24 protein-coding genes are annotated in these 25418 nt (G+C 43.5%); 15 read left to right on the top strand and 9 right to left on the bottom strand.

What is annotated here, in order from left to right; all coding sequences use genetic code 11:
• Positions 1-81 precede the first annotated feature (81 nt).
• The 3 genes from WAE59_RS02700 to WAE59_RS02690 are packed head-to-tail and all read left to right on the top strand — an operon-like array spanning position 82 to position 2763.
• On the top strand, positions 82-819 hold the full coding sequence (locus WAE59_RS02700) for a (Fe-S)-binding protein (protein ID WP_337854388.1): 738 nt from the start codon (positions 82-84) through the stop codon (positions 817-819).
• The gene (locus tag WAE59_RS02695; RefSeq protein ID WP_337854387.1) at positions 819-2186 is read left to right on the top strand and encodes a lactate utilization protein B; all 1368 of its coding nucleotides are present in this window, start codon (positions 819-821) and stop codon (positions 2184-2186) included. Before WAE59_RS02700 ends, WAE59_RS02695 begins: the two co-directional genes overlap by 1 nt.
• Positions 2179-2763, top strand: coding sequence for a LutC/YkgG family protein (locus tag WAE59_RS02690; protein WP_337854386.1), 585 nt, complete (start codon positions 2179-2181; stop codon positions 2761-2763). The genes WAE59_RS02695 and WAE59_RS02690 overlap by 8 nt, the downstream gene beginning before the upstream one ends.
• Positions 2764-2770: 7 nt before the next feature.
• On the opposite strand, the gene uxaC is transcribed toward WAE59_RS02690, so the two are convergent.
• From uxaC to WAE59_RS02675, 3 genes are all read right to left on the bottom strand, one after another.
• Positions 2771-4180 (bottom strand): glucuronate isomerase, encoded by a 1410-nt coding sequence (gene uxaC, locus WAE59_RS02685; protein WP_337854385.1) that lies wholly within the window; start codon positions 4178-4180, stop codon positions 2771-2773.
• 1 nt (position 4181) lies between these two features.
• Entirely contained in the window at positions 4182-5378 is a 1197-nt protein-coding gene (gene uxuA, locus WAE59_RS02680; RefSeq protein ID WP_337854384.1) for a mannonate dehydratase, read from the bottom strand.
• 134 nt (positions 5379-5512) lie between these two features.
• On the bottom strand, positions 5513-6052 hold the full coding sequence (locus tag WAE59_RS02675; protein ID WP_337854383.1) for a 5' nucleotidase, NT5C type: 540 nt from the start codon (positions 6050-6052) through the stop codon (positions 5513-5515).
• 112 nt (positions 6053-6164) lie between these two features.
• On the opposite strand from WAE59_RS02675, the gene WAE59_RS02670 reads away from it, so the two are divergent.
• On the top strand, positions 6165-6914 hold the full coding sequence (locus tag WAE59_RS02670) for a DeoR/GlpR family DNA-binding transcription regulator (protein ID WP_337854382.1): 750 nt from the start codon (positions 6165-6167) through the stop codon (positions 6912-6914).
• On the opposite strand, the gene WAE59_RS02665 is transcribed toward WAE59_RS02670, so the two are convergent.
• Positions 6907-9633, bottom strand: coding sequence for a TonB-dependent receptor (locus WAE59_RS02665; protein ID WP_337854381.1), 2727 nt, complete (start codon positions 9631-9633; stop codon positions 6907-6909). The two genes, WAE59_RS02670 and WAE59_RS02665, sit on opposite strands and share 8 nt — an antisense overlap.
• A 189-nt stretch (positions 9634-9822) precedes the next feature.
• On the opposite strand from WAE59_RS02665, the gene WAE59_RS02660 reads away from it, so the two are divergent.
• From WAE59_RS02660 to WAE59_RS02620, 9 genes are all read left to right on the top strand, one after another.
• Positions 9823-11358, top strand: a complete 1536-nt coding sequence (locus tag WAE59_RS02660; protein WP_337854380.1) for a choice-of-anchor I family protein — start codon at positions 9823-9825, stop codon at positions 11356-11358.
• Between the two features lie 155 nt (positions 11359-11513).
• Positions 11514-12959, top strand: a complete 1446-nt coding sequence (gene sufB / locus WAE59_RS02655) for a Fe-S cluster assembly protein SufB (protein ID WP_337854379.1) — start codon at positions 11514-11516, stop codon at positions 12957-12959.
• Positions 12960-13000: 41 nt separating this feature from the next.
• Positions 13001-13771, top strand: a complete 771-nt coding sequence (gene sufC / locus WAE59_RS02650) for a Fe-S cluster assembly ATPase SufC (RefSeq protein WP_337854378.1) — start codon at positions 13001-13003, stop codon at positions 13769-13771.
• Positions 13772-13780: 9 nt separating this feature from the next.
• Positions 13781-15088 (top strand): Fe-S cluster assembly protein SufD, encoded by a 1308-nt coding sequence (gene sufD / locus WAE59_RS02645; protein WP_337854377.1) that lies wholly within the window; start codon positions 13781-13783, stop codon positions 15086-15088.
• 20 nt (positions 15089-15108) lie between these two features.
• Complete coding sequence (locus WAE59_RS02640; protein ID WP_337854376.1) at positions 15109-16323, top strand: cysteine desulfurase; 1215 nt, start codon at positions 15109-15111, stop codon at positions 16321-16323.
• A 13-nt stretch (positions 16324-16336) separates the two neighbouring features.
• Complete coding sequence (locus tag WAE59_RS02635; protein WP_337854375.1) at positions 16337-16777, top strand: SufE family protein; 441 nt, start codon at positions 16337-16339, stop codon at positions 16775-16777.
• Between the two features lies 1 nt (position 16778).
• Positions 16779-17096: an iron-sulfur cluster assembly protein gene (locus WAE59_RS02630; protein WP_337854374.1), complete on the top strand. Its 318-nt coding sequence runs from the start codon at positions 16779-16781 to the stop codon at positions 17094-17096.
• Between the two features lie 13 nt (positions 17097-17109).
• Positions 17110-17607, top strand: coding sequence for an RrF2 family transcriptional regulator (locus WAE59_RS02625; protein ID WP_337854373.1), 498 nt, complete (start codon positions 17110-17112; stop codon positions 17605-17607).
• The gene (locus WAE59_RS02620) at positions 17597-17860 is read left to right on the top strand and encodes a hypothetical protein (protein ID WP_337854372.1); all 264 of its coding nucleotides are present in this window, start codon (positions 17597-17599) and stop codon (positions 17858-17860) included. Before WAE59_RS02625 ends, WAE59_RS02620 begins: the two co-directional genes overlap by 11 nt.
• Before the next feature lie 12 nt (positions 17861-17872).
• On the opposite strand, the gene WAE59_RS02615 is transcribed toward WAE59_RS02620, so the two are convergent.
• From WAE59_RS02615 to WAE59_RS02595, 5 genes are all read right to left on the bottom strand, one after another.
• Positions 17873-18451: a PhnA domain-containing protein gene (locus tag WAE59_RS02615; protein ID WP_337854371.1), complete on the bottom strand. Its 579-nt coding sequence runs from the start codon at positions 18449-18451 to the stop codon at positions 17873-17875.
• A 49-nt stretch (positions 18452-18500) separates the two neighbouring features.
• Positions 18501-21275, bottom strand: coding sequence for a glycoside hydrolase family 2 TIM barrel-domain containing protein (locus WAE59_RS02610; protein WP_337854370.1), 2775 nt, complete (start codon positions 21273-21275; stop codon positions 18501-18503).
• A gap of 42 nt (positions 21276-21317) precedes the next feature.
• The gene (locus tag WAE59_RS02605) at positions 21318-22034 is read right to left on the bottom strand and encodes an SDR family oxidoreductase (protein ID WP_337854369.1); all 717 of its coding nucleotides are present in this window, start codon (positions 22032-22034) and stop codon (positions 21318-21320) included.
• A 110-nt stretch (positions 22035-22144) separates the two neighbouring features.
• Positions 22145-22384 carry a hypothetical protein gene (locus WAE59_RS02600; protein ID WP_337854368.1) on the bottom strand — a complete coding sequence of 80 codons (240 nt, stop codon included), beginning with the start codon at positions 22382-22384 and terminating at the stop codon, positions 22145-22147.
• A gap of 116 nt (positions 22385-22500) precedes the next feature.
• Complete coding sequence (locus WAE59_RS02595; RefSeq protein ID WP_337854367.1) at positions 22501-23370, bottom strand: AraC family transcriptional regulator; 870 nt, start codon at positions 23368-23370, stop codon at positions 22501-22503.
• Positions 23371-23525: 155 nt separating this feature from the next.
• Between WAE59_RS02595 and WAE59_RS02590 the strand changes: the two genes are divergently transcribed.
• Entirely contained in the window at positions 23526-23891 is a 366-nt protein-coding gene (locus WAE59_RS02590; protein WP_337854366.1) for a BlaI/MecI/CopY family transcriptional regulator, read from the top strand.
• The gene (locus WAE59_RS02585) at positions 23891-25417 is read left to right on the top strand and encodes a M56 family metallopeptidase (protein ID WP_337854365.1); all 1527 of its coding nucleotides are present in this window, start codon (positions 23891-23893) and stop codon (positions 25415-25417) included. The genes WAE59_RS02590 and WAE59_RS02585 overlap by 1 nt, the downstream gene beginning before the upstream one ends.
• Position 25418 lies beyond the last annotated feature (1 nt).

The raw sequence follows: 25418 nt of genomic DNA, 5'->3' as shown, positions 1-25418 counted from the left end.
CAAAAGGCCTCTCCCTTCCTACAGTACAGGATGGTTCAATTGTTTAAAAACTCTATATTTAGCTGTAATAACCATTTATACATGACTGTAGGCCTATTTATACCTTGTTATATTGATCAATTCTATCCTAATGCGGCCATTGCGACTTTAAATCTATTAAGCAAACTTGGCATAACAGTAAAATATCCTGTCAACCAAACTTGCTGTGGCCAGCCAATGGCCAATTCTGGTTTTGAACACCTGACTAAAGGCTGTAATGAGTTGTTTGTTGATAATTTCGCTGAGTTCGACTATATCGTCTCCCCTTCCGGAAGCTGTGTGCTGCACATCAAAGATCATTTGCATTCCGAGGGTCATGAAGGCAAAGCAAAAAGTATACGTAAAAAAATCTACGAACTTACGGAGTTCCTCACCGATATAGTCAAAGTGGAAAAGCTGGAAGCCAGGTTTCCACATAAGGTGGGAGTCCACCAAAGCTGTCACGGACAACGTGGCCTCATGATGTCGCAAATGACAGAGCTGGTAGCGCCTTTCTACTCCAAACCCCTGCAATTGCTAAATATGGTTCAAGATCTGGAACTCATTAACCTAAATCGCCCGGATGAGTGTTGCGGTTTCGGTGGCACCTTTTGCGTAGCAGAAGAAGCCGTCTCTGCGAAAATGGGTAAAGACCGTGTGGCAGACCACCTTAACAATGGTGCGGAATACATCACGGCGGCCGACATGTCCTGTTTGATGCATATGGAAGGAATCCTGAGGAGACAGGAAAGTGGTGTAAAAGTGATCCATATTGCAGAAATATTAAATTCAGAAGGATAATGAAAGACCACGCACAATTATCAGACACCTTTAATGCCGACGAGGCGAGGGTCAACTGGCATGATGAGACCCTTTGGTTTGTTAGGGCTAAGAGAGACAAAGCGGCTCATGGTCTTCCGGAATGGGAGCTCCTTCGCAGTACAGCCTCTCAGATAAAGGACAATGTGTTGTCCAATCTTCACGACTATCTCATTGAATTTGAATCCAATGCACAGAAGAACGGCATTGAAGTCCATTGGGCTGCAGATGCCAAAGCACATAACGCAATTGTTGCAGGCATCCTCAAAGCAGAAGGTATCGATCAGATCGTAAAAAGCAAATCGATGCTCACGGAGGAATGTCACCTCAATGAACATTTGCAACATAGCGGTATAGAAGTCATTGATACCGACCTGGGCGAGCGCATTGTGCAACTGGCCAAGGAACCCCCAAGTCATATTGTACTCCCCTGTATCCATAAAAAGAAAGAAGAGATCGGCGAGCTGTTCCATGAGCACCTGGGTACCCCGGAAGGAATGTCAGACCCAGTATTCCTGACCGCAGCGGCACGTGAACACCTTCGCGAGAAATTCATCACCAGGAAAGCAGCCATCACAGGAGTCAACTTTGCCGTGGCAGAAACCGGAGAATTTGTAGTTTGTACGAATGAAGGAAATGCCGACATGGGTGCGCACCTGGCCGATGTACACATCGCCTGCATGGGTATAGAAAAACTGGTTCCTCTGCGCGAGCACCTTTCTGTATTTTTAAGGTTATTGGCCAGAAGTGCTACCGGACAACCAATTACCACCTATTCCAGCCATTTCAAGAAGCCCAGACCAGGTCAAAAGATGCATATCGTATTGGTAGACAACGGGCGGAGCACACAGCTGGGCCGGGAAGATTTCCGCAATTCCTTAAAATGCATCCGTTGTGGTGCCTGTATGAACACCTGTCCGGTATATCGTCGAAGTGGCGGACATAGCTACCACACAGCTATTGCAGGCCCAATTGGTTCTATTTTAGCACCTAACCTGGACATGAAGGAATATGCTGATCTTCCTTTTGCTTCTACACTATGTGGCTCCTGTACCAATGTATGCCCAGTAAAGATCAATATCCATGAGCAGCTTTACAAATGGCGGCAGGTGATTGTCAAAGAAGGGTATGCTGAGCCCAAAAAAGCGATGGCCATGAAGGCTATGGAGTTTACCCTGAGCAAACCTACAGTCTACAGAACCGCGGGAAAAGCAGGAAGATGGGTACTGAAATACATCCCTTTTGTAGTAAATAACAAAATGAACCTTTGGTATAACCACCGGGAGATGCCGGTAAGCCCAAAACAGTCTTTTGGCGAGTGGTATAAACAAAATATAAAAAATGACTAGCAGAGCAGAGATCCTCTCCAAAATAAAACGAAACCAGTCCGAACCAACACCGCTCCCGGCGAAATTGAGTACCATGTACCCAACGGAAGACCTCTTAGCGCAGTTCAGCACAGTGCTGAAAGGCATTGGAGGTGCAGTCGTGGAAATAAAAGACAGTTTAGAAATAGTCAACTATTTGAAAGAACACTATGGTGATGGTCAACGTATCATTTCTACCTTGCCTGACTTGGCAGTCATCAGCGAGCAAGGCTGGCAGCAACAGCATCCGCATAGCTTTGAGGATGTGGATCTGGCGGTAATCACTGCGCATTTTGGTGTAGCTGAAAATTCTGCCCTATGGATTACCGAATCACTAATGCAACAGCGGGCAGTACCCTTTATTTGTCAGCAACTGGCGGTTGTACTGCAAAAGCAAGATCTTCTTGCAACGATGCATGATGCTTATGAGCGAATTGGCAATTCAGACTACGGCTTTGGTGCCTTTATCGCTGGCCCTTCCAAGACCGCCGATATAGAGCAGTCATTGGTACTTGGTGCCCACGGCCCCAAGGGAATGACGGTATTTATAATGGGTTAGCCTATAGCTAACCCAATCCAAAATAATCTTCCGCGTTGTAATAACAGATGTCGCTGATGATTTTGCCGATCCAGGCTTCGTCATCTGGCAACTGTCCATTTTCCATCTCTGTTCCAAATAAATTGCACAAGATCCTGCGAAAATACTCGTGACGGGAATACGATAAGAAGCTACGGGAATCTGTCAGCATTCCAACAAAGTTGCTGACCATTCCGAGGTTTGACAAGGTATTCAATTGCTTTTCAATACCATCTTTTTGGTCTAGAAACCACCATCCAGAACCGAATTGTAGTTTTCCTTTTACACTTCCGTCAGCAAAGTTTCCTGCCATAGCCGCAAAGACTTCATTGTCAGCGGGATTCAGGTTATAGATAATGGTTTTAGTCAATTGATCGGTCAGGCTCAGGTTTCCGAAAAAGGCAGACATTCTTTCTGCATGGCGGAAATCGCCAATAGAATCATAGCCTGCATCTGCACCCAACCGGGCAAACATCCCTAAGTTGTTGTTGCGAATTGCTCCAAGATGGAATTGTTGCACCCAGCCCAATTCGTGGTACAATTTAGAAAGTTCCGTCAGAACATAACCAGCAAAAGCATCAGGGTTAGAAAATACAGCATCATTTGTTTTTAAAAACGACTCAAACTCACGTTTCTCCGTGTCAGTCAACGAATAGCTGAAAGGCAGAGCAGACAAGCCATGGTCTGATATACTGCACTGATGATCGGCAAAATACCTCACCCTGCTTTTGAGCGCTGCCAGCAGGCTATCGATGTCAGTGATCGCTATACTGGATGCCTGCGCCAGCTTTGACACATAATCCTTAAACTGTTCTTTCTTCTCGATCACCAAAGCTTTGTCTGGCCGGAAGGAAGGTTTCACCTTCACTTCAAAGTCGCTTTCAGCAATCTGCCTATGGTATCTTAAGTCATCACAGGGATCATCTGTAGTGCCAACCATCTTCACTTTATAATGGTTAAGCAGTCCTTGGGTGGAATACGCATCCTGTGCCAGCACTGCATTGCAATGTGAATAGATCAAAGGTGCAGAGGCTTCATTTAAAAAAGTATTGATACCGAACGGGTTTTTCAACTCCATATGTGTCCAGTGGAAAAGCGGGTTTCTTACCGTAGCGGGTGCGACTTTGGCCCAGGCCATGAACTTTTCCTCATCAGAGGCTGTACCGGTGATCAGGTTTTCATGAACGCCCAGCGCACGCATTCCGCGCCATTTATAGTGGTCGCCCTTCAACCAGATTTCGGTCATGTTGGCAAATTTCTTATTCTCAGCAATCTCCTGGGGCGGCAGGTGGTTGTGGTAATCGATTATGGGCAGATCTTTGGCATAGCCATTAAAAAGACGGACCGCCCTGTTGTTGTTCAACAAAAAATCTTCGGGTATTACATTTCCTTCTTTCATCCTATTTACGCGATAATTCGTTTACGATTCCAAATTCAAGGCCTCTCAATTCTGCCAGGCCTTTTAAACGGCCGATGGCCGAATAACCAGGATTGGTCTTTTTGTAAAGGTCGTCCAGCATCTGGTGGCCGTGATCTGGTCGCATCGGGATGCTGATTCCCCTGCGCTGTTGCAACAAGAGGATCTCCCTGACCACACCGTACACATCTACATCTCCCTCCAGGTGGTTGTCTTCGTAAAAATCACCATCTGCATTGCGCTTTGTACTTCTGAGGTGCAGGAAATGGATCCTGTCGCCAAACTGCTGTATCATTTCCACCAGGTTGTTATCGGGGCGTACCCCAAAAGATCCTGTACAAAAACACAAGCCGTTATTGAGCGAAGGCACTGCCGTAAACAGCCTCTGTACCAGTTCAGCCGTACTCACAACACGCGGAAGCCCAAAAATCGCATAAGGTGGGTCGTCAGGATGGATAGCCAGTTTGATGCCAACGGCATCCGCTACCGGAACAATCTCCGAAAGGAAATGGATCAGGTTGGCCGATAATTTATCTTCATCTATACCTTCATATTTATCCAATGCCTGCTGAAACTGTGCCAGCGTGAAACTTTCTTCACTGCCGGGAAGTCCGGCGATGATATTGCGCTGCAAAACCAGGCGCTCGTCCGCTGTCATCTGATCAAAACGTTGCTTTCCTGCTTCCAGTTCAGCAGCCGTATAATCGGCAGCTGCACCTGGACGGTTGAGCATGTGTACGTCAAATGCAACCAGTGCCGCACGCTCAAATTTCAGGGCCCTGGCGCCATTGTCCAGTTCGAAAGCGAGATTGGTCCTTGTCCAGTCGAGCACCGGCATAAAATTATAAGTAACCACCGTTATGCCACAAGCTGCAAGATTTTGCAAAGAAAGTTTATAGCTTGCAATATACTGTTCAAAGCCTTCGTCCTGGGTCTTGATGGCCTCATGAACAGGTACACTTTCCACAACATGCCAGTCTAGCCCGGCAGCATTGATGGTTTCTTTATGTTTTGTGATTTCTTCTATTGTCCACACTACGCCATTAGGAATGTGGTGAAGGGCGCTGACAACGCCTGAACAGCCTGCCTGTCTGATATCTGAAAGACTCACAGGGTCTTTTGGACCAAACCAGCGCATGGTCTGGGTCATTTTATAGATACTCTTGTCCGTATTCATCATTATATTTAGTAATCCCTTTTGGTCTGCAGTATCGGTACTGCCAACAAAATAGGAGAACTAAATATATAGCTTGTCTGGCATATAAAAAGCATCATCCGAGCCATTTATTACCGAAAACGTTTGCGCAGGAAGCCCTATGCGGGCACTTCTTCTGCTGCAAGAAAGGCCAGTACATCGTTCCAGTTGTCTACGCGTTGGTGGTGACTGTGGTTTACATTGTGTGCGGCAGTATACATGATGGCTTTTCCTTTACAGAAATCCAGGTTTTTGCAATGGTCATCAATCAGGTAATCAGTCACAACCACGCGCTTATCGCCGCAAAAGATCATATTTCTCCAGCTGATGAAAGGAAAATGTTCCTGCAGCCATTCGCGTTTTTCTGAGAGGCACTGTGGGAACTCCATCGCTGCAGAAACAATGTATACCTCGTAGTTTTCCATCAGTTTTTTAACGGCCTCAACAGCGCCCGGCATCACAGGAATGGTCCTGAAAAAACCAGGGGTGTGCACATAACGCCCTACGGCGGTCTTGTCTGGAAAACCGTCCGGCTCCAGTACACCGAGCATGGCAGACCTGTCGACCTCTACACCATGCTCCCGCTCGTACCAATTAATGAAATGCATCTCAATATCGGCTAGCACCCCATCCATATCTATTCCAATTGTTTTCTTCATATCCGTATGTTAAAATCATTTCATACATTTGAAATAACCTGCAACAAAAGTAGACATAAATGCAATATATTGCAAAATAATTTTACTATTATTGCATAATATTGCAAAAAACATGATGAAAGCAGAACGAAAACAGGCAATCATAGACCACATCAGCAGGGAAGGGAAAGTACTTCTAGGTGATTTGAGTGCAGCACTTAATGTCTCTGAAGACACCATACGAAGGGACATCAAGGAACTGTCTGACGAAGGCCTGCTCAAAGCCGTACGCGGAGGGGCTATACTCCACTCTCCTATCCCACTGCATTACCGGGAGCGGGAACATCAGGACATTCGTCATAAAGAGATCATTGCAGACAAAGCGCTTAAATTTATCAAAGACGGACAGGTAATCATCTTTGATGCCGGTACTTCGGCCTTAGCTGTAGCAGCCAGGTTACCCAAGGAACTGAGGATTACGGTAGTGACCAATAGTTTCCCTGTAGCCAACATTCTGGAAGATCATCCTAATGCGGAAGTGATTTTTATTGGCGGCCGACTATATAAGTTTGCATTTTCAACCATGGGTTATGAGGCTATTCAGTCACTAAAAAACATAAGAGCCGACATCTGCTTTCTGGGAATCTGCAGTATAGATTTAAATATCGGGGTTACAGGTTTGAATTATGAAGATAGCCAGATGAAGAAGACGATGGTGGAAACCTCCAAACACATCATTGCATTATCAACCTTCGAAAAACTGGATACTGCAGAAAATTATTACATCTGCGCTACCAACGAGATCAACACCATTATTACCGATGTTGATCCCGCTGAAGGCAAACTGCAACATTACACAGATGCAGGAATAGCTGTTATTTAACTTCGTACTGGTATACTTGTCGGCCCAGCAAACCATCAGCATCAATACCTTCTACCACTACACGGTATTTTCCAACACCATCGCTATTGAAGAAGGTCATTTTTGCTTTACCATTTTTATCCGTGATAATTGATGGGTTCCAGTAAACAGTGGTGCGCAAATCTGTCACAGGGTTACTGTCTTCCACATCATATTTAGGAACGTAGAATTGTTTTGCATTACTGAAGCCTGATGGACTAAAACTCACCACAGATGGATCATAATTGTTACCTACACCCCTTGTTTTAGTGATGATCACCAGCGCCGGTCCACCAATTCTGGAAATCAGTGCCTGATTGGACCTAACCACCTCGATACGTTCAACATTATCTGCATTCATTTGCAGGAAATCAGAGAATTCACAACCACTAATGAGTCTGCCATTGAGGACAACCTTCATTTGCTCATTACGTGAAAAAGGCAACTCTACAGGCCCACATTCCTGGGTATTGATCAACCTGAAATCAACCTGCCTGATGCTGCGTCTCAAACAATCCATCATATCTATGCAATTTCCGGCATCCGCAAATTTTACGGTTTGGTCAGAAGCACCTTCCATTACTGTGATACCAAAACTGCCTGTAGGTTTTTTCTTAGAACGGATCACAACCTCTCTCAGTTCCTGAACACGGCTCAAACGACCAAAACGCTCCAATTCCTTATCTTGCTTCCTATTATTTTCCAGAATGTTAGCCATACTTTTACTAATGCTTACATTCAGGTCACCAAGGTTGAAACTGCTGGAAGGTGCTTGTCCCGGCACTTTATCCAGTAAAACTTCTACTTTTTTACCATCGTTAGCTGTCCGCCCTTGTAAAGTAAGCACAACACCCGTAGTCACCAGCAGGTTCCCAAATTTAAAACGACCGTCAGCATCAGTGATCTGATCCTCATTTAAGCCCAATTTCACATTAAACAACTTAATTTTCCCGCCGGCCAATGGTTTATTCCCAAGCGTCATTAATCTTCCGCTCACCTCCGTAACCAATTTTTCAGGCTTGAATTTAGGCTCCGCAAATTTATCTGCAAGCAAATCTTTCCATATGAACCTTCTGTAGCCCTGGGTCAGCATCAGTGCGTCAAGTCCGGCCCTGGTTTCCTCAGAGGGGTTGATGAAATAATAGTTTGGATTTTCGATATATCCATTAATGTCTGAGCTCAGCAGCAAATGTGACAAGATCGTATGAGCTTTTACATCATCAGCGGCTACTACATTGTCATTAATTACGGAAGCAGAGAAATTTCCGATGATCGGTGTACCTTTACTGTCTTTCGCATCCAGATCAATTTCTATTTTTTCACGTTTGGCGTATACTTTTTTTGCCGAACTCAGGCTCAATTTCGCCTGGTCATTATTCTGTATAAAAAATATACGCTCGTTCAAAGGTTCATTCGTGGCAGAGAAAAGTGTAATCTGCGCAATACCGCTTGGAACATCAGCAACTGGAATTCTCAGGGAGATTGCCGGTTTATTGATATTTAGTTCAGATGCGTACACAACTTCGCCTCCCGCATGAGCCAGTAGGGTGAGACGTTGCGCAGCATTCTGGTAAACAGAGGGATGTGCGCTTACCCTTACAAGAATAGTATCAGGATTATTGTAAACTGCCAAAGAGTAACCCGAGTCTGTAGCTGCAGGCAGAGGAACAACATTTTCTGTTCCATCAGGATAAGTCACTTTAGCCTGGTAAGTTTTACCTGCTTCAGGCAAGATCAGAAAATACCCCATACCCAGGTGCTGAGTCTGTAATTCCGCAACCTGATTGTTTTGATTGTCGAGCACAACACCTTTGACCGGCACCCCTAAACCATCGGTTCCGGTAGCCTTAAAAGCAATCTTGCTACGCACACCGTTTACCAAAGAGCCTCCTTCCGGGAAAAACTGTACATCCGTATTTAAAGAGGCCACTTTAATTGGAAAAGTTTTAGTGACCACATCGGTCTTGCTGGCCTCAATACTGGTATACATATGTGTATTGCGTAAAGCAGATCCTTTAGCCGCTTTAAGAATTACACGAAGTTCACCCTTAGCATCCGTCTCACCACGGCCTTCCAGTACCACAGCTCCTTTTTCTCTAAGTGCGTACTTCACAGTCTTTCCTACATAAGGTTTACCATTTTCATCTTCATAGCCCAGTACCGCAGTAACCACTGTTTCTTTGCCTTTGGTACTGTATTCGTAGTTGATGTGCGTATTCACCGCGCTGACCACAGAATTTCCAACGGTGAACACTTTATCATAAAAATATTCAGGACCGGCGTTTCTCATCCATTGGGTATAAGCGCGTATGCGGTAATTCCCTTCGCGCATTGTACTGTCGGGCAAGATAAATTCCCCCATGGCCATTCCAGCAGTGATCGGCAGTTTTATGCTATTTGCTATCGAGTCTGATTCTGTGATCAGATCTACATATACTCCCCCGCTAATAGCAGAAAGCTGATGAGTAGGTCCGGCCGTAACGTAGGCTTTAAACCAGATGGTATCGCCTACTACGTAATGAGGTTTATCAGTATGGAGGTAAACTTTTTCGACCATTGCTTTATCGGTCCACCGTTGTAATGCAGTAACCAGCTTTTCTACAGGATCCATACCCGCAGGTATAAAAGCCGAGATAGCTGCAAGAGAAGATAAGCCGGAAACTAAGAGCAGTTTCTTGACAAGAGTGCGTTTCAATTTCATAGAATATTGATTATTTAGATTTTATTTGGTTAATCACCTGATATCAGGAGGCTAAATATACTGAAAAATAGCAATACTAAACCAATTTAGTAGCCTTAATAATAAGATAACACCGGTTAACAATTACATAACCATTTCCTTATATCACACTAATTTCCGGCAGATATTTTCGTGGTTTAATTAATTCGTATGAAGAAAATTTTACTATTCGGGCTGTTGGCCCTCAGTTTACACAGCTGTAAAAAAGACACGCCACCTGCTGAAGAAGCTGAATTCTTTGTCAATGAAGATGCAGCCAGCTTTGCCGAGATCGGCTCACTGGATATTGGCGATGCAGGTGCCGCTGAAATATCCACCTTTGATCCAGCGACGAACCGTCTTTTTGTGGTGAGAAATGAGAATGAAGGAACAGCAAACCAGCTCAATCGCATTGAAGTGATCGATTTTAAGGATCCATCAAAAATGACCGTTATAGGAAATATCAGCATGACCTCTTTTGGAGGAGTAGTTAATAGCCTATCTGTAAGCAATGGCAAACTTGCTGCTGCCATACAGGCCAATGATAAACAGGCAAATGGCAAGGTTGCAGTATTCAACACCAGCGATTACAGCAAAGTAGCTGAAGTAACTGTGGGTGCGCTTCCAGATATGGTGACCTATTCACCTGACGGCAAATTTATCATGACCGCCAATGAAGGTGAACCAAATGACCTCTACACTAATGACCCATCCGGAACGATCTCTATCATTTCAGTAGAAAACAATTACAGCGTGGTAACCCTCGATTTCTCTACATGGGCTGCTAAAAAGAATGAACTTGTACAAAAAGGCTTCCGTATTTTTGGACCCGGCCTGAACTTCATGAAGGACATTGAACCAGAATACATCACCATCTCTGCTGATTCCAAAACGGCATGGGTAACCTTGCAGGAAAATAACGCGATTGCTAAAGTCGACATCCTCACCAAATCGATCACTGACATCTTCCCGTTAGGATTCAAAGACTACAGTGCAGCCAGTAGTGAAATTGACCCTACAGATGATGACAAAGTTTATGCAGCCGCCAAATGGCCAGTTAAAGGAATTTACATGCCAGATGCGATCGCGGTGATGGAAAATAACGGCACACCATATTTGTTCACAGCCAATGAAGGTGATTCGCGTGAATACGCAGGCTTTGCTGAAGTGAAACGCGTAAAAGCCATCACACTAGACCCCACTAAATTTCCAACCTGGGCAGATCTAAGAAAAGACGGTCAATTGGGTAGACTAAATATCACAACTACGCTAGGTGATACCGATGGAGACGGGGATTTTGACGAGCTGTATTCCCTGGGTGCACGCTCTTTTAGCGTATGGAACGGCAACACCGGAGCGCAGATCTTCGACAGCAAAAATGAGCTAGACTTAAAAACATCTGCTGTAACGGGAGTATATGATGATGGCCGTAGCGACGATAAGAGTATAGAGCCTGAAGGAATTGCGCTGGGAAAAGTAGGCAATACAAATGTAGTTTTTGTAGGCATGGAAAGAGCGGATGCCGTTGCTATTTATGATGTAACGAATCCATCTGCGCCTAAATTCCTTCAACTTCTGAAATGCGGAGATGCACCGGAAGGTGTACTATACATCCCGGCCAAAGACAGTCCAACTAAAAAATCATTATTGGTTGTGAGCAGCGAAAATGATGGCGTAGTGAAAGTATTCACACCGAAAAGCATATAAGCTTTTTTTACCATTAGGTAATAAAGGGTGGCTTTCGAGTCGCCCTTTTGCATTTAAACCAATCATGACACTATGCTGTTTATACTATTTTGTATAAATAAGCCAAAGACGGTATCTTTGTATCAGATTCAAATCTTTCAAAAAACCAACACCCCATGAAAGAAAACCAAGATACCCTGGACCTGGCTGTACAAAATGAGTATAAGTATGGCTTTGTCACAGAAATAGATACCGATGCGATACCTAAAGGATTGAGCGAGGACGTAATTCGGCTGATATCCAGTAAAAAAAACGAACCGGAATGGATGCTGGACTGGAGGTTAAAAGCTTACAGACACTGGCTCAAGCTGGAAGAACCAAATTGGCCTAATGTGCAATATCCAACCATCAACTATCAGGACATTATCTATTACGCTGCCCCGAAACCAAAAAAACAACTGAATAGCCTGGACGAAGTAGATCCCGAATTACTCAGCACTTTTGAGAAATTGGGCATATCTATCGCAGAACAAAAACGCCTGAGCGGTGTCGCGGTAGACGTAGTCATGGATAGTGTATCTGTTGCAACTTCCTTTAAAGCACAACTTGCAGAAATCGGCGTAATCTTTTGCTCCATCAGTGAAGCCATACAAGAACACCCTGAGCTCATCAAAAAATACCTGGGTTCAGTTGTACCGATGACCGATAATTTTTTCTCTGCGTTAAACGCCGCGGTATTTACTGACGGTTCCTTTTGCTACATTCCAAAAGGTGTACGCTGTCCAATGGAGCTATCGACATATTTCCGCATCAATACAGAAAATACCGGACAGTTTGAACGTACACTTATTGTGGCCGAGGATGAAAGCTACGTAAGCTACCTGGAAGGTTGCACTGCGCCTATGCGTGATGAGAACCAATTGCATGCTGCTGTGGTAGAGCTAGTAGCCATGGAAAAAGCGGAGATTAAATATTCGACTGTACAAAACTGGTATCCTGGCGATAAAGATGGTAAGGGAGGGATTTATAATTTTGTGACCAAACGCGGGCTTTGTAAAGGAAACCATTCTAAAATCTCCTGGACACAGGTGGAGACAGGCTCGGCAATTACCTGGAAATACCCAAGTGTGATCCTAAAGGGCGACAATTCCATTGGTGAGTTTTATTCTGTAGCCTTTACCAACAATTATCAACAGGCAGATACCGGCACTAAAATGATCCATCTGGGTAAAAATACCAGAAGCAGAATTGTAGCTAAAGGAATCTCTGCAGGTTTTAGTCAAAACAGTTACCGCGGATTGGTGAGAGCTGGAAAAAACGCACTGAATGCCCGCAACTATTCACAATGCGACTCCTTGTTGTTGGGGGATAAATGTGGTGCACATACCTTTCCTTATATAGAAGTCAAAAATAAAACGGCCATTGTAGAACATGAGGCCACTACTTCTAAAATCGGTGAAGATCAGTTATTTTATTGCAGACAACGCGGTATTGATCCGGAGGAAGCAGTCGCATTGATTGTCAATGGCTTTGCAAAAGAAGTCATGAACCAATTGCCTATGGAATTTGCAATAGAAGCACAAAAACTGCTGGCGATCAGCATGGAAGGAAGCGTTGGGTAAATCATCCGCGAAAGCGGTATACCAAATCAAATTATACGAAAATGTTATCAATAAAAAATATACACGCAAAAGTAGAAGACAAGGAAATCCTTAAAGGGATCAACCTGGAAATCAAAGCAGGCGAAGTTCATGCGATAATGGGCCCAAATGGCTCTGGTAAAAGTACACTTTCTTCGGTTCTGGCCGGACGTGAAGAATATGAAGTCACCGAAGGTTCTGTAGAATTTCTGGGAAAAGATCTGCTGGAACTTGCTCCCGAAGACCGTGCACGTGAAGGGCTGTTTCTGGCTTTCCAATATCCGGTAGAAATCCCTGGTGTAAGTACCACAAATTTTATCAAAGCTGCTGTCAATGAAAAACGTAAATACCATGGACAAGAACCATTGGATGCAGTTGCCTTCCTGAAACTGATGAAGGAAAAAATGGCAATGGTAGAAATCAACCAATCATTGTTGAGCCGCTCTATCAACGAAGGATTTTCCGGCGGAGAAAAAAAACGTAACGAAGTGTTCCAAATGGCAATGCTGGAACCTAAGCTGGCTATACTCGATGAGACCGATTCCGGACTGGATATTGACGCCTTACGCATTGTAGCCAATGGCATTAATAAATTGCGCCAGCCTGACCGTGCGGTATTGGTGATCACCCATTATCAGCGTTTACTGGATTATATACAGCCAGATTTTGTTCATGTACTGTACAAAGGCAGGATTGTAAAATCCGGCACGAAGGAACTGGCACTGGAACTGGAAGAAAAGGGTTACGATTTCATCACAGAAGAGATTGATCTGGCTGCTCAACAGCCTTTATAAAAAAATAAAATGGATTTAAATTATTTTAAAGACCGTTACGAAAGTCTTCAAACCGAGTCCGAAGGAAATGTACTGGCTTCGCTGAGGTCGCAAAGTTTCGCCGCCTTTGAAAAGGAGGGCTTGCCAACGAACCGTACGGAGGAATGGAAATACACCGCTATCAGTAATCTGTTTGACGTTGATTACGGAAATTCAAGCTTCCGCCCTATTGTGGATTTACCAGCCGGGGATCTGGAAGATATGCGCATACCCGGTTATCATAAAGCCAATCAGTTGGTCTTTGTCAACGGGCAATATTCCGCAGGTTTGTCTTCCATCCTTTCTGCCCCTTCAGAATTGGTGATCATGAGCTTAAAGGATGCACTATCCGGCAGCTATCATGAGCTCGTGACTGAACATCTGGATAAAAGCAGTGATTATATAAAGGACGGTATCCATGCATTGAATGGAGCAATGCTTAGTGACGGCCTGTTCATCTACGTACCTAAAGGCAAAGAGGTACAGCACCCTGTATATGTGTACCATATTCTGGATGCTAGAGTTGAGCCCGTATTGGCACAACCGCGCGGTCTGGTTTATGTTTCCGAAAACAGCAAACTACAATTGATTGAAACCTACAAAACAATCGGTAATGAGGATTCTCTGATCAATCAGGTGTTGGAGATCGTTGTTGCTCAGGACACACATATCGAATACTATAAAATTCAAAACGATAAGACAAACGCCAGCCAGGTCGGTACTACACACATTACCCAAACGGGTAAAAGCTATGTCCACACTGTCACTGTGACACTAAGCGGAGGTATATTGCGCAACAATGTAAATCTGATCCTGGACGCCGCAAACAACGAGGCGCATTTATACGGACTTTACCTGCTGAAGGGTAAAACCCATGCAGACAATCATACCCTGATTGACAACAGACAACCTGGTTGCTTCAGCAATCAATTGTATAAGGGCATTGCCGATGGTGCATCTACTGCAGTATTTAACGGAAGGATCATGGTGCAGCCCGATGCACAGAAAACCAACGCCTACCAGTCGAATAAAAACATTCTACTTTCGGACCATGCCACGATTAATGCGAAACCTCAACTGGAAATATTTGCCGATGACGTCAAATGTTCACATGGCTGCACAGTAGGACAACTGGACCAGGAAGCCTTGTTTTACCTTCGGGCCAGGGGTGTACCAAAAGACCAGGCAGAAGTGTTGCTCTTACAGGCATATTCAGCGGATATTGTCGCACAGATCAAACCAATGGCGCTCCGTGCTTTTGTAGAAAAACTGATCTTTGATCATTTATCGATTTCTTAATAAAATTAGTATCAGTTCCAATGAATGTAGCAGAGATAAGAAAGCAATTTCCAATATTGGAAAGAACGGTGAAAGGCAGGCCACTGGTGTATTTCGACAATGCCGCAACTTCACAAAAACCTTTACAGGTAATTGAGGCACTCCGGCATTATTATTCGCATTATAACGCCAACATCCACCGTGGTATCCATACCCTTGCAGAGGAAGCTACAATGGCCTATGAAGCCACACGTATGGCGGTTAAAGATTTTATTGGCGCTGCTTCTACGGAAGAAATTATTTTCACGAGAGGTACCACAGAAGCTATTAATCTTGTGGCTTATACCTGGGGCAGACAGCACATCAGCAAGGGCGATGAAATCCTGATTTCCGAAATGGAACATCATTCTAACATAGTGCCCTGGCAATTGTTATGTGAGGAAAAGGGGGCATCGTTAAAAGTTATTCCTGTAGAAGAAGATGGTTCGCTATCGATCAGCGCTTTTAGAGAACTATTAACCGAACGCACGAAACTATTATCTGTGGTCCATGTTTCTAACGCGCTTGGCACCGTAAACCCAGTAAAAGAGATGACCGATGCGGCCCATGCTGTCGGAGCCAAAGTACTAATAGACGGTGCACAATCGGCAGTACATCTCGATATTGATGTACAAGACCTCGACGCAGATTTTTTTGCTTTTTCCGGACATAAAGTCTATGGTCCAACCGGTGTAGGTGCATTATATGGCAAACGGGAATTGCTGGAAAGCATGCCTGTATTTCAGGGAGGCGGGGAGATGATCAGGGAAGTTAGTTTTGAAAAGACGACGTACGCGGATCTTCCTTACAAATACGAAGCTGGTACTCCGAACATTGCGGATACTATTGCCTTAAAAGCAGCTTTAGATTTTATCAGTGAAATAGGAAAGGTAAACATCAGGACGCATGAGGAAACATTGCTTAATTATGCAACGGAACAATTGAAGACTTTACCCGGTCTTAGGATCATCGGTGAAGCCCAGAATAAAGTCAGCCTGGTATCTTTTGTGATCGAAGGGATCCACCCTCAGGACCTGGGCGTATTGCTTGATAATATGGGCATTGCAGTACGTACAGGTCACCATTGTACACAACCCCTGATGAAACGTTTCGGAATACCGGGTACGGTACGTGCCTCGTTTGCGCTATACAATCAGAAAGAAGAAATAGATAGTTTAGTTGCAGGTTTACAAAAAGCCATTAAAATGCTGTTATAGGTCACAGAAATAAATGAATACGAAACCGATTACAGAAATAGAAAAAGAGATCATTGAGGATTTCGCATTGTTCGATAGCTGGGAAGATAAGTACGAGTACATCATCGACCTCGGCAAAAAGCTTCCGCCACTGGAAGATCGTCACAAAGTAGATGAGCATAAGATCAAAGGCTGTCAGTCGACTGTGTGGCTAAATGCCTCCTACGAAAATGGACTGATCTCGTTTAAGGCAGATAGTGATGCAGTGATTGTAAAAGGTTTGATCAGCATGCTCATCAAAGTATTGTCAGACCATACACCGCAGGAAATCCTCGGCGCCAAAATGGAATTTATTGCAGAGATCGGAATGATGACCCACCTGGCCCAGACCCGCTCTAACGGTTTGCTGGCAATGATCAAACAAATGAAGAACTATGCATTGGCTTTCGAAGCTATAGGACAAAGAAAGGACTGATATGATGGATAAAGAAGTATTGAAAGAAAGGGTAATCGACACCCTGCAGACCATTTACGATCCGGAGATCCCGGTCAGTATTTATGAGCTCGGCCTGATCTATGAGGTGAATATCTTACCACCGCTCAATAATGTAGAAATTATTATGACCTTGACCGCGCCCGGATGTCCGGCAGCACAATCCCTTCCTGTTGAAGTCGAAGAAAAACTGAAAGCCCTGGGCGGTGTAAATACAGTCTCTGTGGAAGTCGTTTGGGAACCTTCATGGAACAAGGATATGATGAGTGAAGCTGCCAGGCTGGAACTAGGAATGATGTAAAAACAGTAGCAAGATGAAGATAACCGCACAGGAAGAATACGGATTGAGAATCCTGCTGAGAATTGCCAGAGATGGAAATACCGATGGTATCAGCATTCCCGCCCTGAGTGAAACGGAGGGTTTATCGACTGCATATGTAGGTAAACTGACACGCAGCTTGCGTATGGCTGGCTATATCAATAGTACACCGGGTTACAAAGGCGGGTACGTACTCGCGCAGCCAGCAGATCAAATCAACATCAATCAGGTCATGAAAACACTTGGGGGTTCACTATACAGTAAAGAATTTTGCGGGGATTATTCCGGTGGAATGAAATTCTGCACCAATAGCATAGACTGTTCCGTTCGATCTTTATGGCAGATGATTCAATTTTCTGTAGATCAATTGCTGGACAAGCTCAATCTGCAGGATTTGATTGGCAATGAAGCAGAATCAAATACCCAGATCCTCGATAAATTAACTCATCTTAAAGATCAGATCAACCACATCGTTTTACCAAATGGCAACTGAAACCAATAACCCTTATGTGCTCTTCAATGCACAAATCCTAAAAGACTGGAAAGATAACGGTGTCGACTACGTTAAAGTAGTAGAGCTTGAGACTGACCTCTCCATTAAATTTTTCGAGCTAATTCCCGATTCGGAAATTCCCGATGCGGGTGAAACCATCTATCATATTGATTCGGAAGATATCACTGAGCTATTGGAACCGCTGAAACATGCTAAGTTTCTGGTGCATGAAATTTACCTTGAAGAAGAATAGAAAAGCAGGACTTTAGACGCCCTGCTTTCTGACATATTTGGTGAGGATCACGATAGTCTGTCCCTCAATTTTACCTTCTATCTGATCGGTATTGTTATCCACCAACCGGATATTTTTCACCACTGTACCCATTTTCGCGTTCAATTGCGAACCTTTTACATCCAATGACTTGATCAACACTACGGTATTTCCTGTCTGCAGGACCGCACCGTTGCAATCCTTATGAACGTCTTCTGCAGTATCATTATCGTCCTCCAGACCGGTCTGGGCCCATGCAAGTGTTTCCTCATCGATATACATGGCATCCAAGCTGTCTGCGGCCCAAGCTTCCGTTTTCAGCCGGTTCAACAACCGCCAGGTTAACACCTGTACGGCAGGGACCGGAGACCAAATGCTTGTCCGTAAACATCCCAGATGTTTGGTGTCCAGATCCGCAGCAGGTGCTAATTGTGACAGGCATTTTTCACAGAGCATGGCGCAGCTATCTTCCGATACACTCGCCGGGGATTTTACTTCATATAATTTGAGTACCAAAGAGGCCTCACATAATTCACATTTATTGCCGCTTCGTTCTAATAATTGCTGTTCCAAAGAATAAGGTATTTAATAAAAATCGCGGCAAAGGTAATTAATTTAATGACTAAGGGTTGATAAAATCAAAAACCAGGTTGATGTTCAAATATCCATCCAACACACGCTTGAAGTCATATTGATAATTAGATGACTCTGGACCAAGCGAATTTGGCGCACTAAACTTATTGCCAATTGCGGGAATACCGTTCAGAAAGGAAAGGTCGCCTGCGGAATTTTTTGTGATGGCATTTTCAGGACTCGGACCTGCCAGTGGATTAAATAGCTTCATGAACACATCTTCTGTACTACAATATACCCTAAACGACTGCCCGCTTTTCAAAGCGATTTCGGCCCAATACAAGTTGGCATGATAACCTTTAAATTCAGGATATATAAAGCCTGCACTGCCGGTCAGCGTATTGTTGTATGCCTTTTCCCATACATTAAAATTCACTCCCTTCAGCCTGTTTTTCCAGACCCTGTAAGGCCCATCACCCATCCATCTGACTTTGGTAACGTCTGATTCTGGCAGGGAAAAATCTACACCATATGAGCTGGCATTACCTTTAGGCTGATACTTGACATCCAGATACACAAGGCCATCCGGTTTGATCGTCCAGATTATTTTGGTTCGGTTACGCTCATAGTTCATGATTATCTGATGAACCCCAGCATTCTCCTCATGACTGATATCGGTCAAGGGATAACCTTCGGCGGCCATCACAGGCCCTTTGCTAAGTGGCAGTAGTCCTTTGGCATTGCTAACTTGCTGTAAAAGTCCCTCCTTTTTATCGATAGCGATCTGCAAATCTTTTACTTTAAACCTAAATGCATCATCATCTTCGGTAAACTGTACAACACTATTAAATTTAGTACCAGACAATAAGTTTTTAGTCAGAGCCACCGGACTTTTAACCGGAAACGTCCAAGTATAAATGTGTCTTCCATGCGGGTCTGTAGCTTCCAGCTCCAGTACATCAGCTTCCTGCCAATTGATCGGGAGGCCTACTTTCAGAACTCCCCGTTCCATAGGTGCAAGATTTTTAACGATTGGCATGCCCTGGGCCAGCAATGTTCTGGATTTAGCAGAAGGCGTCGGTAGCTTAACCCATCGGTATGCCAACTTGCATTGTGACAGATTGGTATAATTGAAGCGATTTTCAATGTTCAGTAGACCATTGAACTCAGGAGTAATGTATTTGTCTTCTATAAAGACCGGCGACCAGATTTCTTTTACAGTATAAAAGCTGCCCTCCTTTTCATGATAAGGTCCAACAATACCGTCAGGTGCATGATTGCCGTCGCCATCCAATACTTTGGTGTCTGTCCTCATGATGTCCTCATCGGCCAGCACCCAAAGGAAACCGCCGGCACAGAGCGGATTGCTCCACATCTTTGTCCAATAGTCATTAAGTCCTGCGCCAATACCGCCATCATACAGGCCATGAAGAAACTCTGTAGGGAAAAATATCTGACGATTGGCGAAGTTATCACCCGACAGGTAATTGTAGTCAATGTAGTGTGCCGTAACCGTTTTCCCAAATGCTTCCCATGGATGTAATACTTCCCGCTTCTGAATGTCCTGCTCCGCAAATTCATGGTCATAATCACGGTTCCAGCCTCCTTCATTGCCATTGTCCCAGAACAATACAGATGCATAATTTACGTCACGTTTGATGAGTTCCCTCAACAATTTACGCCCAACTACTGCATCATAACTGGGTGCCTGCCAGCCGGTAAGTTCATCCAGCACAAACAAGCCTAAGGAATCGCATGCATTCATAAAATGTTTATCGTGGGGATAATGAGACATACGCACTGCATTCATGTTCATATCCTTGATCAGGTTTACAGTCTCAATGCTAAACTTCTCAGACGAAGTACGTCCGAAGTCGGGATGAAAAGTATGGGCATTCACACCTTTAAACTTGATCTTTGCCCCATTTACGTAAATTCCGTCCTGGGCCCTGACTTCAACAGTGCGGAAACCGATTTTCTCTGTCCTTTTGTGCAGGACTTTACCTGCCTTATCCAGTAAAGTATAAACAGCCAGATAGCGGTTCGGAAATTCTGCTGACCACAACTTAGGGTTAGGGAATTTGTGACTGGTGTGGAAAATACCTGACTTTCCATTAACCGGATCACTAAAAGCAGCAAGTACCTTTCCTTTAAAATCCTGAATCGACAACTGTACTTTTGCTGTCTGTTTTAAATTACTGACCGTCACATCGGTCTTTATACTGCCGTCAGCGCGAGGATCAATGGCCAGGTGCTCAATATATTCTTTTGGGTTCACCTGTAAGTATACAGGTCTGAAAATACCGCCGAAATTCCAGAAGTCAGCTTCCAGTTCGGCCTGATTGATCGATTTGTTATCAGAGCGCTTTTTTACCTTAACCTCCAGGAGATTCTTCTGACCATAGTTCAGAAAAGCGGAAACGTCAAAATTAAACTCATAGAAGCCGCCTTGATGCTGCCCCACGGATTTCCCATTCAGCAAAACCTCGCAGTCTGTAAATACGCCTTCAAAAAACAATTGCACATTTTTTTCTTTCCAGTCGGCAGCCGCAGCAAATTCGTGTTTGTAATGTCCTTGTTCGTTGAGGCGCTTATTTAACGGAACATGGCCATAATTGTATTCCCCAAAGCCCTGCTGTTCCCAGCAGGATGGCACCTGAATCTTAGTCCACTTCTTACTGTTCATGCCATCACTGCAGTAAAAATCCCAACTGACTGTGCGATCTGCTCCCGTGCCTGAGAGGTATTTGATTTGAGATTGGGCAACAGCGAGGCTACTAAGCAGTAGCAATGCAACGCAGAGCGTGCTTTGGTATCTATTCATTGGTGTCAAAAGTTTGGTGTTCATTTGTTACCATGAAGATAATTATAATAGCGAAGTTCTTAGCGGTCTGATTTCTATTTTACTAGGTAAAGTTCGCGTTGGCATGTTCAGTAAATCTACCACTAATCGTCCCATATCTTCAGGTTGGATTTTCCAGGCATCCTTTTCGGCATCCGGTTCATGGTCATTGAAATGAGTAGCTACAGAACCAGGCATGATTGTACTAACTTTAATGTTGTATTTTCTCAAATCGAGCATGATTGCCTGACTAAAGCCAGTTAAGCCAAACTTACTGGCATTATAAGCAGAACCTCCGGCAAAGAAGTTAGTTCCAGCCAGACTTGATATCGTAAAGATGTATCCCTCAGAGCGTTTCAATGCTTCCAATGAAGCTTTGATACTGTAAAATACCCCAGTAAGATTCGTGTCTATGGTATCCTGCCATTGCGCTGCGTCCAAATCCTCAATTGACGCAAAATGCCCTACTCCGGCATTGGCAACCAAAACATCTAATCTGCCCCATCTGGCCAGGACTGTAGATACAGTATGACTTTGTGAGTCCAGACTTTTTACGTCTGCTGCGATGCCCATAACTTCGCCAAATGCCTGTAAATGTTGAACAGCTTCATCGGCGCTATGCTGACTACGGCCAGTGATCGCCACCTTATAACCATGCTCGAGCAATGATTTTGCAATTCCAAATCCTATACCTTTAGTACCTCCTGTAATCAGGGCAATTTTTTCGTTTTCTTTTTCCATGGTCACAATTTAAGTAATAATATCTGTTTATCGCAGCAAAAAACAGTACAGTTACACTTATGTTTCTGAATGGAATTTACTATGTAAAAAAACGTGCAGGAAAAACCGTTTTATACCGACAAGTGCCTGATTGTAGTAATGAGCTGTTCTGCACAAGACGCGGCTACATCCGGAATAGCGTTATGGAGCAACCAATTTCTGAAAGAACTGATATCAGCGGGTGAATAATGGATCACGTGTCCATCTTTCAGCATAATAGAAAAAAATTCAATGGTTTCTTTGAACCTGATAATTTCTGTGGCGGCGTAGTCGAATCCCGGAAATGAGATTCCAGCGAGCGTATTATTCATGGCAATAGGTTGGGTTGAAAGCTAATTTAGAAAAACCTTTCGAATTTCCGGCAAGATAGCTCTAAAAAATATATTTTACATCCAAGACAATCATACTGGATCTTACATTCCTGTCATCAGTTGTCAATTACGGTATACTTTCTCAGGTATTTTTTTGGAGACATTCCTTTAATTGCTTTAAAAGTACGGTTGAAATTCGACACCGTATTAAAGCCGACCCTGTAGGCCAGATCCACTACGTTTATTTTCCGATCACTAGTCAATAGTTGTAAGCAGACCTGTTCAATTCGTAATTCTTGTACGTATGAAACCAATGTGCGTCCGGTTGTCTTCTTGAAATACCGACAAAACGAATTTGGCGTCATACAGGTCATTTCCGCGGCCTGCTCAAGTGAGATCTTTTCATCGTAATGCTGGTTCAGGTAATCCAATACCGGATAAATCCGGTCGGATTTTTGGAAAACGTAATAAATACGCGCACTGTCAAACAGAACGGACTTTTCAATCCGGTATAACGCTCCAATCAAGCCGGTAAATGTCATCATTAACTTGATTCCGGAGCATTCCTCCATTTGCAAGAGCTTCGATCTGATAAAATCTATCGAGTCATTGGGAACTTTTACACAGGTATTGGTCATTAATATCCCAGCTTCCGCCACTTTCATTTCGGGAAGATTGAAGAATCCTTGCATTTCCAGCCTGGGATCAAAATAAACCGAACAAGTCCTGAGGCCAGCTATTGCAGTGTTTTCATGTTCACTTTTAACTTTAAAATAATGTCGACTTCCACCCTGAATCAGGAAAATATCTCCGGTTCGAAATTCATAACTGCTTCCTCCAACGTATAATCTACCACTACCCTCTTTAATATAGGTTATTGAAAATTCCCTATACTCATAAATGAACGGATAACTCCTCTTAAATTCTATACTTTTATAATGTAGGCTATGGGACACCTCAGCAGGTTTGGAAATATTTGGTTGCATGCAAAAGAATTTCCATAAATATAGCAATTTCCTTTAAACGTCTAAATGACGTTTAAAGGAAATCACATGTACTCCCAAGCGATCATACCTTACAAATAAGGTTAATAACTTAAAAATAAGTTGTATAACTGAAAAATAAGTTTTACCTTTAATCTATGGAAGAATTAACTAGAGCAGAAGAGCGGATCATGCAGATCGTCTGGAAACTGAAAAAAGCATTCGTGAACGACATCATTGAGGAAATGGAAGAGGAGCCAAAACCTCCATATAACACCATTTCATCTATCGTCAGGATTTTGGAGAAAAAAGGATACCTGAACTACAAGGCTTATGGAAAGACTTATGAATACTATCCCGCAATCGGCAAAGATGCCTATACCCGCACGACTTTTTCTAAACTTTTTTCCGGTTATTTTGACAATTCACCAGTTAATCTATTGTCATTCATGGTTAAGGAGCAGACATTGAGCGAAACAGACATTGAGGAACTGAAAGCATTGATCAATAAAAATGAAAAGTAATGGAATGGCTTAGCTATCTTCTGGAAGTAAGCGTTTGCATGGCATTCTTTTACGCATTCTACTTTATCGCCTTACGCAAATTGAGTTTTTTCAGCTTCAGCCGATACTATTTATTGTCCAGCCTGATCGCTAGTCTCCTAATCCCAACTTTGCAGATGAAAATCGAAAGCCGGGTAAATTTACAGCAGCATGTGAGTACCACTGATTCTCCTATAAAGATGAACCACACCAGCAGCACAGCTTCCACTCTCCAACAAAGGGTCGTCGGTTCTACAGACTACAAATGGCTGGATTTCCTGCCTTTGGTTTATTGGCTGGCAGTGATGGGTTGTTTTGTTGCTTTGTCATATAGGTTTATCCATCTTGCCAGGCAATTTAGAAAGCCCGACGACAGGCTTGGACAATTAAAGATCGTTTATAAATCAACTGGGTTTACCAATTGTTCTTTTTTTAACTATGTTTTTGTAGACCATCACAGCCTGAGTACTGATGAACTGGATGTGATCCTTAGACACGAAAGCATCCATGCAAAAAAATTCCATTCCCTGGACAAAGTCTTTATTCAGTTCATTCAGGTCATTCTTTGGTTCAACCCCTTTGTTTACCTATTTGGAAAGGCACTGGAAGAAATGCACGAATATGAAGCAGACCAGGAAGCCTCCAGCGCGGTAGGCAACACATTTTATGCGAAAATATTACTGTCTATTGCTATCCAAAAGCACCACCCTGCCCTATTACATAGCTTTGTAAGAGACCAGGTCAAAGCAAGAATCAATATGCTATTCACCAATCAATCAAAAAATATGAAAAAGTTAATGTACCTATTTGCCCTACCCATGGGGCTTGGGCTAGTTGCACTATTCGGCGTAGAAGTGGTTTACGCGAAACCAGTGACCGCCTTATCGAAATCTGTAGAAATTACCCGGATTAAGGACAAACCGGAAGACAAACTTCAAAAGGTGCAAACGCCTGTAAAAACGGTAAAATCATCAATTGTGATTTCTCCTCAAGAAAAGGACCAGGACACCATTAGAATGATCGGGCGTGATCTGGGGCTAAACCCAAAAGTTACCATAGATGGCACAAATTATCCATCAGATATACTGACCAGGATTAGTCCGAGATGTATCCACACAACTAGCGGTTCTTCCGATGGCATTAACATCACCACCCATGGCAACAAAATAGAATATGCCACAAAAACGGATATTGAAAATGTAAAAACAGAAATTAATGCTGAAAAAAGCACAGCACCTTATATTCGCTACACTTTGAAAAACGAAGGTGGGGAAAAATTTGACAGGGTAAAAATCAGAACGAAGAGCGGTTCAGCTTCCTTAGATCTTCCAAAAAATGCAAAAGTTCTGATCCTGATCGAGGGTAAAATACATTCGGAAAAGGATGCAGCAAAATTGAACCCAGCTGATCTAGAAGGGATGACCACTATTAATGCTTCCGGTTCTCTAAGCAATTACGCACAGTATGGCACAGATTATCATGGCGTCATTGAGATCAAAAAGGAATAAA

Origin of the sequence: Pedobacter sp. GR22-6, assembly GCF_037402555.1 — a bacterium.
Lineage (GTDB): Bacteria > Bacteroidota > Bacteroidia > Sphingobacteriales > Sphingobacteriaceae > Pedobacter.
The sequence above is the reverse complement of the archived record's forward strand: the minus strand, read 5'-3'. Positions and strand labels throughout refer to the sequence as shown.